Genomic DNA, 13,137 nt, shown 5'->3' on the forward strand with positions numbered 1-13,137 from the left:
CATGAAGTTTTCCCAATATCTGAGAGATAAGAGCATGGAGTGTATCCTATTTACAGGGACAGGTATCGCGACCGGTATGTTTCTTCTGGTACTCTCCGCAGAGCTGCCTGTGATCCTTATGTGTGAGCTGCCGTTTTTCTTTGTGTTTTTCTTGTGCCTGTATCTGGATCACAGCAGGAAAAAGGAATATTATGAATCCCTGTTACAGGTATTTGAAGATTTGGATGAAAAAAGATATTTATCTGAAACGGTGGAAAGGCCGTCTTTTTTGGAGGGAAAGATATGCCACTCCATTTTAAGGCAAATGGAAAAGGACATGAATGACCAGGCCATTAAGCAGGAAATGGAATTCAGGGTATACAAAAATTACATTGAATCCTGGGTGCATGAGGTAAAGCTTCCCATTGCCTCCTCCAAACTGCTGATTGAAAACCACAAAAATGAAGTGACTCTGAGTCTGGAGGAGGAGCTGGACAGGATTGACAATTATGTGGAACAGGTCCTCTATTATGCCAGGAGTGAGAACGTGGAGGAGGATTATCACCTGGAATGGACAAATCTGGAGCCGGTGATCCGGCAGACGGTAAAGCGTTTTGCCAGAGACCTTATCAGCCACAAGGTTATGCCCTCCATAGAGGTCCAAGAGTGCACTGTGATGACGGATGAAAAATGGCTTTCCTTTATCCTGGGACAGCTCATACAAAACGCAGTAAAATACTGCGGCCCTGATGCCAAACTCCGCTTTTACGTGCGGCAGAAGGAGGGAGAGACTTTTTTATATGTGGAGGACAACGGCATAGGTATTGCCGCCAGGGATCTGCCCAGAGTCTTCGACCGGGGGTATACGGGAGAGAATATCAGAAAAACCTCAAATGCCACAGGCATGGGACTGTATCTGTGCAGACAGCTTTGTCTTAAAATGGGTCTGAGCCTTGCCATTGATTCACAACAGGGCCGTGGGACCAGTATCTGCATTGGTTTTCCAAACTGTGGGCCAAAGGAAACATAACAAAAATGTAATATAAATGTTAGACATATCTGTGGATGTCCCGGAAAAACTAAAGTATCATAGGTGTAGAGTAAGGAGGTACAGATATGCAGACAATATTAAAAGCAGAAAATATTCAAAAATATTATAAAAATAAAGGCAGTATTACCAAGGCGGTAGACAACATCAGCTTTGAGGTGGAAAAAGGTGATTATGTGGGGATCATGGGAGCTTCCGGCAGCGGAAAATCCACCCTGTTAAACTGCATTGCCACCATAGACAACGTTACCGCGGGTAAGCTCTATGTGGGAGGAAAGGAGATCACAAAGCTGAAAGAAGAACAGCTCTCCGCCTTCAGAAGAGAACAGTTGGGATTCGTTTTTCAGGACTTTAATCTTCTGGATACCCTTAACGCCCACGATAACATTGCGCTGGCGCTGGCTATTCTTGGGGAAAAGCCCCGAAAGATAGAGGCCAGGGTTGCATCCATAGCGGATATTCTTGGGATCAGCGATATACTTGAAAAATACCCCTATGAAATATCAGGGGGACAGAAGCAGCGTATAGCCTGCGCAAGAGCAGTCATAACAAATCCGTCCCTGATACTGGCAGATGAGCCGACAGGCGCTCTGGATTCCAAGTCCTCCGGCATGCTGCTGGAAAATTTCAGAAAGCTGAATGAGGAACTGGAAGCCACTATTTTAATGGTTACCCATGATGCGTTTACAGCCAGCTACTGCAAACGGATCCTGTTTATCAAGGACGGAAAGATTTTTAATCAGATAACAAGAGGGAATGACAGCAGAAAGCAGTTCTTTGAAAGGATAATCGATGTGGTGACATTCCTGGGAGGTGACCATGGCAATGTTATCTGAGAAGAACAACGTATCGGATGTTATGTTCCAAAGGCTGGCAAGGAATAATGTAAAAAAGAATATGCGCCATTATCTCATATACTTTATCACGCTTCTGTTCAGCGTTTCCATGCTCTATACGTTTAATTCTATCGGCGCACAGTTTTCCATGCTGAATATGTCGGACAGAGGAAGCTACCTGGCCTTTTCTTCGGGTATGATGGCAAGCGTCTCCGTGTTTATCAGTCTGATCTTAGGTTTTTTGGTGGTCTATGCCAATAAATTCCTGATGCGCAGAAGAAAAAAAGAGCTGGGAATATATATCACTCTTGGGATGAGACAGAAGGATATATCCAGGATGCTGGTAAAGGAGACCGTGATCATAGGCGGGCTGTCTCTTATATGGGGGATACTGCTGGGGATTTTTCTCTCCCAGGGACTATCCCTTATCACCATAAAATTTTTACAGATAGAAGGGGCACAGTACAGGTTTGTCATCTCTCCTCTGGCTGTGGTGGAATGCCTTGTGTTTTACTCTCTGATCTTCTTTTTTATGAATTGGAGAAATAAAAAAATGCTGGCAAAGCACAGTCTGGTAGAATTCCTCTACGCAGATAAGAAAAATGAGGAGGCTCCGGATGAGAAGCTGGCCGAGAAATTCTTCATGCTGACAGCCTCTGTGATCTGTATGGCGGTAAGCTCCGTTATCTCTGTCATAGACGGATTCAATATGAAGTATATCTCTGCCAGTGTGGTGGTGCTTTTTATCGGAACCTTTTTATTCTTCCGCTCGGTAGCAGGGATCTTTTTGTTTTTGCTGCACAAAAAGAAGAGGCTGTATTACAAGGATTTGAATATGTTCTCCATCCATCAGGTGAGCAGCAAGATCAATTCCACCAACAAAGTGCTGTCCGTGATCTGCCTTCTTCTGTTTCTGTCATTTACCACTATTTCTGTAGGACTGGGAATAAGTGTTTCCGTGTCCAAAGGACTTTCTAAAATGACATCTGCAGATGCAGTGATAGAAAGCTATCGTGAAAATTCGGGGCAGGAGATATCTGTCAAGGATAAGCTGGAACAGCTTGGATTTCCCCTTGAAAAACTGACATCCAGCACTGTGGAAGTGGATCTGTATGAGCAGTCTGACATCTCTATCAGCAGCTTTTTCCTTCCGGGAACACCGGGGAAAGAAAAGCTTTTGAAGGACAGATACAAAAATATGGATCAGCCGCTTTATGTGATGAAGATTTCCGCGTTCAATGATCTGCGCAGGCAGCAAGGCCTTGAACCTATAAACATGGATGGACAGGAATTTTTAATCAACTGTGATGTATCTGAGATCAGTAAGGCATATGAGTATTATGCGGAGCATGGGGAGGCGCCCATAGAGATCAACGGACATTCCCTCTCTCTTATGAAAAATGGTGTCTATCAGATGCCTTATCAGAATGTAAATGTGCTTTCAGACATGGGAACTCTGATCGTGCCCGATGAGGCGGCAGAGGGATTGGAATCTTTTCGTTCCCTTTTAAACTGCATGTATACGGAAAATTCAGAGCAGATGGAAGAGGCTTTTATGGATGCCTGGATGGAACTGAATGATACAGGACTTCGCATTGCTACAAAGAGACTGATCATCACAGAGATCACATCCACCAGCATGACGCTTTCCTATATTGCCGTGTATCTCGGCATTATTTTTCTGATATGTGCCTGCGCGGTTCTGGCACTGCAGCAGACAGCCAATGCCATTGACAATACAGCCCGTTATGAAACCCTGAAAAGGCTGGGAGCCAAAGAATCGTCCATGAGAAAAACACTGCGGACTCAGATTCTGGTATATTTCGGTGTGCCCCTTGTGCTGGGACTTCTCTACTCTGTTGTGGGAATCCGTGTCATGTACACGGAGCTGGGAAATGTTCCTGCAGATGTGATCGCCCAGAATGTATTGTTTGCGTCTGTTATGTTTATATTGGTGTATGGTTCTTATTTCTTTATTACGTATAACAATACAAAAAATATATTAAAATTGGACAGAGATTAGAAAATTTAGGAGGCAGGTGATCCATCACCTGCCTCCTAGTCTCTGTATCAGATTACCTTATATTCTTTCAGAAGATCTTCGATCAGGGTCCCGGAGATTTTCCGCAGAGCCTGTTTCTCAACCAGTTTCATGATCCAGGGCACTTTCATGTCAATGGCTTTCTTGCCGTCCAGCATTTTTGAGGTGGCATCCAAAAGGGCGCGGATATCGTAACAGGAGGCATAGACTTCAGGAACACCGCGGTCCACTTGGAGGAGGGTATAAACAGCCTCCATAGCGGTTCTGACAGAGTATTCTGTGGTGAATACCGTGTCCCGGACCGTATCTGCGAACTGACCGATAAATGCGAAGTTCACACAGGAATCAGGTACCACTTTGGGTCTGTCGCCTGCAGTCCTGGGCATGAAAAATGCAGTGATATAAGGCATCATACAGGGGATGCACCGGGCGGAATGAGCGGCCATATCCGGGATTTCCTCCACGGGAACACCCAGATGATACAGCCATTCCTCTGTGATCTCACGTCCTGTGCACTCACGCATCGGCTTTTTCACATAGTCTCCGGGGACATCCGTGAACAGGCCGTACACCCAGACTACAAGCTGGTCTTTGGGCTGCTCCTTAAAGTGGGGCTGGCGGTTCAGGGTGTAGCTCATCAGCCAGGAGGAATCTTTGCAGGTCACAATACCGCCGGTAACTACTTTTCCGCTGAAAGGATCTCTTTTACAGACTTTTTGGATATAGGGCGGAATCCTGTCATCCAAGGTGGTAACGGTAGCGGATTCCCAGGTGGTTTTATCCGTCTCACTGCAGAATTTGTCAGGATTTCCGAAGGAAGGGTCCTGTGCCGCAATATTTTTCCACAGCTCCCAGCACCCGCCGGGAGTGTCGTTGAACACAGGCGCGTGTTCATCATCTCCCAGACTGGAGTTCTCCGTACAGCTTCCGTTGGTGACAAAGACAAGATCGTCATCCAGAAGATCGATACATTCCTCCTGACCATTGTGGATCATCATGATCTTCCGGGCAGCTTTTTTCTTGGGTGTGATATCAAAAATCACATTGGTGACTCTGGTGTCATACTGGAACTGGACGCCGTGGGCCTCCAGGTACTTCACCATTGGAAGGATCAGGGACTCGTACTGGTTATATTTTGTGAACTTAAGCGCAGACAGATCCGGGAGTCCGCCGATGTGATGGATGAAACGCTGGATATAAAGCTTCATCTCCAGAGCGCTGTGCCAATCCTCAAAGGCGAACATGGTTCTCCAGTAGAGCCAGAAATTGGATCTGAAAAATTCCTCTGTGAAGACGTCGTTTATCTTTTTGTCATACAGATCCTCATCCTTTGTGAAGAAGAGCTGCATGATCTCCATAGCGGCTTTGTCGCTGAGAGCGAATTTATTATCCGTGTGGGCATCCTGGCCTCTGTTCTCTGTCACACGCATGAGAGAGTAATTGGGGTCTTTTTTATTCAGCCAGTAAAATTCGTCCAGGACTGAGGCGTCTTCCACCTCCAGAGAGGGGATGGAGCGGAAGAGATCCCAGAGACATTCAAAATGATCCTCCATCTCACGACCGCCCCGGATGATAAAGCCCTTCTGTGCATCCTTTATGCCGTCACAGGCACCGCCGGGCAGGGACAGCTCCTCCAGAATGTGGATATGTTCCCCTTTCATCTGCCCGTCTCTCACCAGGAAACAGGCGGCTGCCAGGGAAGCCAGACCGGAACCTACCAGATATGCGGATTTGCGGTCAACACCTTCGGGTTTTACGGGACGTGCGAATGCTTCATAATTGCCATTGCTGTAATACATATGAATACCTCCTTGTCTATAGGAATCATTATTTGCTTTTTTATCTGTCTTTACTATAAACGGGGAGAGAAAAGATTGCTATACACAGAAAACGCGCAGTGTCAAAAGTTTAGACACTGCGCGTAAAATGTATAAAAAGATATGGGGGCACTTGTGTTTCCGGCAGAAGGCTTCTCATGGGTAAGCGTAAAACGCCTGCTCAATGCCTTTTATCTGTCCGAAAACGTTCCAATGCCCCGGTAATGGTGCCGTGCACAAGAAGACTCAGACGGTCTGTCATGGCTTCCGGTTTTTCCTTCATGCCGCTTTCAATCCATTCACAGATCAGACCCACAAAAGCGTACTTATAAAAATTGGCAATAAACTGTTTGTCTGTGTCACGGACAGACATACCCTCTGATTTTTCTTCAATGACGCCCAGCAGGAGGCGGTACATCTGCTGAAAGAGAAAATGCTCCAGATATTCCCGGCTGACAGAGTGGTATGTGTTTTTGACAAAATTCCGGTTGCTTAAAATGTAAGAGAGGATCTGGAGAAATCCCTCCTGCCAGGTGTCATAAGTGGTCTTTTCCCCCAGTCTCTTTTCCGCCTCGTTGATGTAGATCCATTCGATCAGATCATAAATATCCTGGAAGTGATAGTAAAAGGTCTGCCGGTTCACACCGCAGTCTTCCGAGATATCCACCACCGTTATCTTTTCCAGGGGTTTTTGTTCCATCAGATGTTTCAGAGACTGGGCCAGTGCCCGTTTTGTGGTCTGCGACATATTCCGCTCCTTTCCGCAGCAGCAGTTATCTCTTCAGTAAATCCCTGTAAAAGCCAGGGTAGGAGATGTCCACACAGTCTGCCTGCAGTATCTCTGTCTCGCCCTGTGCGGCAATGCCGGCCACGGCGAAGGACATGGCGATCCTGTGATCCAGGTGGCTTTCTAGTACAGCACCGTGCAGTGGTCTGCCTCCGTTTATCACCATACCGTCCTCTGTGCCTGTGATGTCGGCACCCATTGCGCTTAAATGATGTACCAGGATATCAAGCCGGTTGGATTCCTTGACTTTAAGCTCCTGTGCGTCCCGGATGACAGTGCTGCCTTCGGCGAAGGCTGCCATTACGGCCAGGATGGGAAGTTCGTCGATGAGTGTGGGAATGACGGCCCCTTCAATGACGGTTCCCTTCAGGGGACTGTGTTTCACCAGCAGATCAGCCACAGGCTCCCTGCCGTGTTCCCTTCGGTTCAGGATTGTAATGTCAGCACCCATTCGGCGGCATATGCGGAGAATACCGTCTCTTGTGGGATTGATGCCCACATTTTTGATCAGCAGTTCGGAGCCGGGAACTAAAAGGGCAGCGGCGATAAAATAAGCAGCAGAGGAGATATCTCCCGGTACAGCTACTTCCTGCCCCATAAGCCGCGGCTCCGGCTGTATGGACACAGTACAGCCGTCTGTCTTAAGGGCAGCACCGAAGCTTGACAGCATACGCTCTGAGTGGTCCCTGGAGACATAAGGCTCTGTGACACTGGTTACGCTGTCCGTGTACAGCCCGGCCAGCAAAATGCAGGACTTCACCTGGGCGGATGCCACAGGGGAGTGATAGTCGATCCCTTTCAGATGACTGCCGCGGATCCTCAGGGGAGCACAGCCGTCACCTGAAAGGCTTTCCACATCAGCTCCCATCATGGTGAGAGGAGTGATGATCCGTTTCATAGGGCGCTTCTGAATGGAAGCATCTCCGGTCAGGGTACTTTCAAAGGACTGTCCTGCCAGGATACCGGATATGAGTCTTGTAGTGGTTCCGCTGTTGCCCGCGTCCAGAATGTCCGCAGGCGCCTGAAGGCCGTGCAGGCCTTTTCCGTGCACCAGGATCTGATCCGGGGACTCCTCAATGTCAATTCCCATTTTCCTGAAGCACGCAATGGTGGAGAGACAGTCGGCGCCTCTCAAAAAATTTGTGATCCGGGTGGTGCCTTCGGAGATGGCTCCCAGCATAACTGCACGGTGGGAGATTGATTTATCTCCGGGAATGGTAACTTCGCCTCTCAGGGCATTTATTTTTTTGAATTTCATGAATGGCTCCTAACGTTCATATATGATGTAGTTCCGCTTTCCAAGCTGTTCTGCTGCTTCCTGCTGGGCTGTCTGATCATAGAAGTCTATTTTCAGTACGCCCTCATCGAACTCCCGGTTGTGGATAATGCCGATGTTTTTTATGCTGATATTGTTCATGGACAGTATGGTGGCAATGGTGGCAATGGCACCTGTCTCGTCAATGATATCGCAGTAGAGGGCATACTCCTTTTTGATGGGGCCGCTGGAGGTGTCGCTGATGGAATCCCTGTACTCTCTGGAATCTGAGAACATCTGATAAAGACCGTCCCCGTCGCGCTGGTCCACCAGGTATTTTGCCTGTACGATCAGGCGGATGAATTCATCCAGGACCTGGGAAATATTCTCCGGGTTTTCCATACAGATCTGCTGCCACATGTAAGGGGAAGAGGAGGCAATCCTGGTAATATCCTTAAAACCGCCGGCGGCAATGGATTTCATATGCTGTGAGGGGGAATCCAGCTTGTTGACCAGATTCACAAGGGCGGCTGCAACCACGTGGGGAAGATGGCTTACGGCAGCGGTAATGTAGTCGTGCTCCTCCCAGGTAAGTATCATGGGCAGGGCACCGATGGAGGTTACAAGCTCTGTGTAAACTCCTATCTTATCAAGCCCTACTTCCTCTGAGGGTGTCAGGATATAGTAAGCATTTTCAATCAGATGGTCCGTGGAATGTTCATAACCGGTCTTTTCACTGCCTGCCATAGGATGACCGCCGATGAAATTAGGGGCCATGGAGAGAGCGGTGATCTCTCTGTGTATCTCTCCCTTTACACTTCCCACATCTGTCAGAATGCAGCCGGGCCTTATGATCTGTTTCAGCCAGGGAAGACATTCTATATTATAGTCCACGGTGGCGCATAGGAAAATAAAATCACAGAGGGCAAATTTGGAATCATGCTCATCACAGGCAATATCCACAATACCGTCAAAGACGGCGTCCTCTAAAGTGTCCCTGGTCCGGTTATAAGCGAGGATCTGGTATTCCGGATGAAATTTCCGGATGGCTTTGGCTATGGAGCCGCCGATCAAACCGAGACCAATAAAGCCAATCGTAGTTGTTTCCATTGAAATATGCTCCTTCTTCTTTTTGTGACAGCAAAAAAGTCTGTATCAGAAGCTTTTGCTGTAATAAACGGCGGATCTTATGTCCGCCAAACAGTATTATTTTATGACAAGGAGCGCCAATTGTCAACGATTTTGCACTTTAAAGCGATAAAACGTAATTTTGACCAATAAAAAAGAAAAATTTCTTGTCTAATTTGAATAAAATACTTGAATTGTTGCTTCCTTTTTAGTAAAATATATACATATCAAAAATTGGGAGGTATTACATATGGACGTTTTCAGAAGCGACAGAATTAGAAATGTGGTCCTGCTCGGTCATGGCGGTGCCGGAAAGACAAGTCTGGTGGAGGCAATGGCTTACTTGTCAGGTATTACGAACCGCTTGGGAAAGGTAACAGATGGTAACACGGTAAGTGATTATGATAAAGAGGAGATCAAAAGAAAATTCTCAATTTCGACATCTGTGGTTCCGATTCAATGGGGAAAAGTAAAAATCAATGTACTGGACACCCCGGGCTATTTCGACTTTGTAGGGGAAGTGGAGGAAGCAGTAGCAGCGGCCGATGCAGCGATCATTGTGGTTTCAGGAAAATCAGGGGTACAGGTGGGAACACAGAAAGCCTGGGAGATGTGTGAAAAGTACAATCTGCCCCGCATGTTCTTTGTGACCGAGATGGATGTGGACAATGTAAGCTACAGGAAAGTAGTGGAAAGCCTGACTGAGCTGTACGGAAAGAAAATTGCGCCGATCCATATGCCGATCCGTGAAAATGAAGAATTCGTAGGCTATGTCAATATTGTAAAACAAGCCGGAAGAAGATACATCGACAGAGGCCAGAAGAAGGAATGCCCGGTTCCCGATTATCTGCAGGAATATCTGGAGCAGTACCATGACATCCTGATGGAGTCCGTAGCAGAGATCAGTGAAGAGTTTATGGACCGTTACTTTGCGGGAGAAGAGTTCTCCGTGGCAGAAGTTTCCGCGGCTCTTAAGATGAACATCTCAGACGGCAGCATCATTCCCGTATGTATGGGCTCTACTGTGAATGTTCAGGGTGTTGCCAACCTGTTGGATGATATCTGCGGCTATTTCCCAAGCCCGGACCAGAAAACATGTGCCGGCATGAATGCCAAGACAAATGAGATCTATCAGGCCAATTATGATTTCGCCAAAGCCAAATCCGCATATGTGTTTAAGACCATCGTTGACCCGTTTTTGGGCAAATATTCTCTGGTCAAGGTTTGTTCCGGCGTTATCAAAGGTGATGACACTTTATATAACGCAACAAAAGATTCCGAGGAAAAATTAAATAAACTGTATGTGCTGGAAGGCTCCAAACCCATCGAAGTGCCGGAGCTTCATGCCGGCGATATCGGTGCCATTGCCAAACTGAACACCGTAGCCACAGGCGATACTCTGTCCACTAAGAGCACACCACTTGTATTCGGCAAGACCGAGATTTCCGTTCCGTATACATACAAACGATATAAGACCGTGAACAAGGGCGATGACGACAAAGTTTCCCAGGCACTGTCCAAGATGATGCAGGAAGATCTGACACTGCGTGTGGAGAATGATTCCGCCAACCGTCAGACACTGATCTATGGTATCGGTGAACAGCATCTTGACATTGTGGTGAGCAAGTTAAAAGAGCGCTACAAAGTAGATATTGAACTTTCAAAACCAAAGGTTCCGTTCCGTGAGACCATCCGCAAAAAAGCGGACGTGGAGGCCAAATATAAGAAACAGTCCGGTGGACATGGACAGTACGGTCATGTTAAGATGACCTTTGAGCCGTCAGGTGATCTGGAGAAGCCCTACGTATTCGAGCAGATCGTAGTGGGCGGCGCGGTTCCTAAGAACTACTTCCCGGCAGTGGAAAAGGGTGTTCAGGATTCTGTGGTGAAAGGACCTCTGGCTGCCTATCCGGTAGTAGGTGTGAAGGCAGTGCTCTACGATGGCTCCTACCATCCGGTAGACTCCTCCGAGATGGCATTTAAGACAGCGGCTGTCCAGGCATTTAAGAAGGGCTTCATGGAAGCTTCTCCGGTTCTGCTGGAGCCGATCGTCTCCATGAAAGTAATGGTTCCTGACAAATATACCGGCGATGTTATGGGCGACCTGAACAAACGCCGCGGCCGTGTGTTGGGCATGAATCCGGATCCTGACCATAAAGGATGCACGGTAGTGGAAGCAGATGTACCTATGCTTTCTATCTACGGATATTCTACAGATCTGCGCTCCATGACAGGCGGAAGCGGAAACTTCTCCTTTGAGTTCTCACGCTACGAGCAGGCTCCTTCCGATATCCAGGAAAAAGAGATTGCAGCCCGCGCAAGTGCGGAAGAGAATGAATAATCAGATATTTTTACCCCGGAGACCGATCAATTCGGTTTTCCGGGGCTTTTTTATGAAAAAACTTGTAACCCGTCTTTTCTCATGGTAAACTGTACCCTAAACAGACAGAAAGGATTTGGTAAAAGTATGAAGAAAAAAATTGCAGCAGGTTTTGCTGTGGTGATCCTGGCATTCCTCTATTACTATTTTACGCTGCCGGCCATTAATATCCACGAGAGTGGTTTCTGGTTCTTCCTGGCAGCTATTGTAGTGGTGATCTTGGCAGTGTACGGAATCAGAAAACGCTTCCACAGTTTGGGGGATGTGAAAGAGAATAAAGTCATGAAAGGCGGAATTCTGGTGATCGCAGCCATCGTTGTTGTGTATGCCATCGGAAGCCTTCTTTCTTCCCCTATCATTAACGCCAACAAGTATCAGCAGCTTGCAACACCTGAAGAAAGGGATTTTACAGAAGATATTGAGGAGATCAGCTACAATCAGATTCCTCTTCTTGATAAAGATTCCGCGGAGCTTCTGGGAAACAGAAAGATGGGAAGCATGGTGGATATGGTTTCCCAGTTTGAGGTCAGCAACATCTATTCACAGATCAACTATCAGGGACAGCCTTACAGAGTGACGCCTCTTGTCTATGCCAGTCCCATTAAGTGGCTGACAAACCAGAAGGAAGGAATTCCGGCCTATATCCGGATTGACATGGCAACACAGAATACAGAGCTTGTGAAGCTGGAAAAAGGGATTAGATATTCCGAATCCGAATATTTCAACAGAAATATCTACAGGCATCTGCGGTTCAATTATCCAACCTACATGTTTGACCAGTTGAGCTTTGAGATCAACGACGAGGGAGTTCCCTATTGGATCTGTCCTGTTAAGAAGTTTAACATCGGTCTTTTTGGCGGCCAGACCATCGGAAAGGTGGTTCTCTGCAACGCTGTCACAGGCGAAACAGAAGAATACAAGATAGAGGACTGTCCCCAGTGGGTAGACCGTGCCTATCCGGCAGATCTTCTGATCCAGCTCTACAATTATCACGGAATGCTGAAAAACGGATTCTTCAACAGTATTCTGGGACAGAAGGGCTGTCTTAAGACAACAGACGGCTATAATTATCTGGCACTGGAGGATGACGTATGGGTATACACAGGCATCACCTCTGTCAGCGGCGACCGTTCCAACGTGGGATTTGTCCTGATGAACCAGCGTACCATGGAGACAAGATATTATTCCTGTGCCGGTGCTGAGGAGTATTCCGCTATGGAATCGGCAGAAGGGCAGGTACAGAACTTAAAATACACGGCAGCCTTCCCTCTGCTTTTGAACATTTCCGGAGAGCCAACATATTTTATGGCGCTGAAGGACGGCGCGGGCCTGGTGAAAAAATACGCCATGGTCAATATACAAAAGTATCAGAATGTGGCCATCGGAGATACTGTGGCAGAATGTGAGAAGGCCTATGTGAAGCTGCTGTCAGCAAATGGCATTTCCTCCGAAGGCGGAGAGCTTACGATGGAGACCGTATCCGGTAAGATCAAGCGTGTGGCACAGGCAGTCATTGACGGGAATTCCCACTTCTATGTGGTGCTGGAGAACAAGGATCTGGTATTTGACATACCGGTCACAGAGTATCCGGAGATCGTAAAATATGACGTGGGAGATACCCTTACCATTGAATATACCGAGGGTGAGCCGGTCTGCACGGTGATTTCCCTGCAGGAATAGGATTTTTTTGGGAAGAAACAACTTAGAGTCTTGACAAAATCTGGCGATATCGGTAGAATAACAGGTAGTCTATGAACAAATAGCCAATATTGAAGAGACTGTGAAGAGGAGTAGTAAAGAGCATCCTCTATTCCAGAGAGCTGCCGGCTGGTGTGAGGCAGTATAGAGAAGCTTTTGAACTGGCCT

Annotated in this window: 9 protein-coding genes and 1 other annotated feature (1 of these 10 running past the window's edge); of the genes, 5 read left to right on the top strand and 4 right to left on the bottom strand. The window is 47.2% G+C overall.

The genetic code is table 11. From position 1 onward, the window contains the following. Position 1: 1 nt before the first annotated feature. From BLCOC_RS13375 to BLCOC_RS13385, 3 genes are all read left to right on the top strand, one after another. A complete protein-coding gene (locus BLCOC_RS13375; protein WP_165907224.1) occupies positions 2 to 1,009 on the top strand; it encodes a sensor histidine kinase in 1,008 nt (335 codons plus the stop codon). Between the two features lie 86 nt (positions 1,010 to 1,095). Continuing rightward, positions 1,096 to 1,863, top strand: coding sequence for an ABC transporter ATP-binding protein (locus tag BLCOC_RS13380; protein ID WP_115622459.1), 768 nt, complete (start codon positions 1,096 to 1,098; stop codon positions 1,861 to 1,863). Further along, the gene (locus tag BLCOC_RS13385; RefSeq protein WP_115622460.1) at positions 1,847 to 3,886 is read left to right on the top strand and encodes an ABC transporter permease; all 2,040 of its coding nucleotides are present in this window, start codon (positions 1,847 to 1,849) and stop codon (positions 3,884 to 3,886) included. Before BLCOC_RS13380 ends, BLCOC_RS13385 begins: the two co-directional genes overlap by 17 nt. Positions 3,887 to 3,933: 47 nt before the next feature. On the opposite strand, the gene BLCOC_RS13390 is transcribed toward BLCOC_RS13385, so the two are convergent. From BLCOC_RS13390 to BLCOC_RS13405, 4 genes are all read right to left on the bottom strand, one after another. Then, entirely contained in the window at positions 3,934 to 5,703 is a 1,770-nt protein-coding gene (locus BLCOC_RS13390; RefSeq protein WP_115622461.1) for an oleate hydratase, read from the bottom strand. A gap of 199 nt (positions 5,704 to 5,902) precedes the next feature. After that, positions 5,903 to 6,469: a dihydroxyacetone kinase transcriptional activator DhaS gene (gene dhaS / locus BLCOC_RS13395; protein WP_029469163.1), complete on the bottom strand. Its 567-nt coding sequence runs from the start codon at positions 6,467 to 6,469 to the stop codon at positions 5,903 to 5,905. A gap of 25 nt (positions 6,470 to 6,494) precedes the next feature. Beyond that, entirely contained in the window at positions 6,495 to 7,766 is a 1,272-nt protein-coding gene (gene aroA, locus BLCOC_RS13400) for a 3-phosphoshikimate 1-carboxyvinyltransferase (protein WP_115622462.1), read from the bottom strand. A 9-nt stretch (positions 7,767 to 7,775) separates the two neighbouring features. Continuing rightward, the gene (locus BLCOC_RS13405) at positions 7,776 to 8,873 is read right to left on the bottom strand and encodes a prephenate dehydrogenase (RefSeq protein ID WP_018594046.1); all 1,098 of its coding nucleotides are present in this window, start codon (positions 8,871 to 8,873) and stop codon (positions 7,776 to 7,778) included. Positions 8,874 to 9,141: 268 nt separating this feature from the next. On the opposite strand from BLCOC_RS13405, the gene BLCOC_RS13410 reads away from it, so the two are divergent. Beyond that, positions 9,142 to 11,232 (top strand): elongation factor G, encoded by a 2,091-nt coding sequence (locus BLCOC_RS13410; RefSeq protein ID WP_029469162.1) that lies wholly within the window; start codon positions 9,142 to 9,144, stop codon positions 11,230 to 11,232. Positions 11,233 to 11,358: 126 nt separating this feature from the next. Next, complete coding sequence (locus tag BLCOC_RS13415) at positions 11,359 to 12,951, top strand: CvpA family protein (RefSeq protein ID WP_115622463.1); 1,593 nt, start codon at positions 11,359 to 11,361, stop codon at positions 12,949 to 12,951. Between the two features lie 91 nt (positions 12,952 to 13,042). Then, positions 13,043 to 13,137 (top strand) — a binding site (T-box leader) (it continues 135 nt past the right edge of the window).

The sequence above is a fragment of the Blautia coccoides genome (assembly GCF_034355335.1).
Classification (GTDB): domain Bacteria; phylum Bacillota; class Clostridia; order Lachnospirales; family Lachnospiraceae; genus Blautia; species Blautia producta.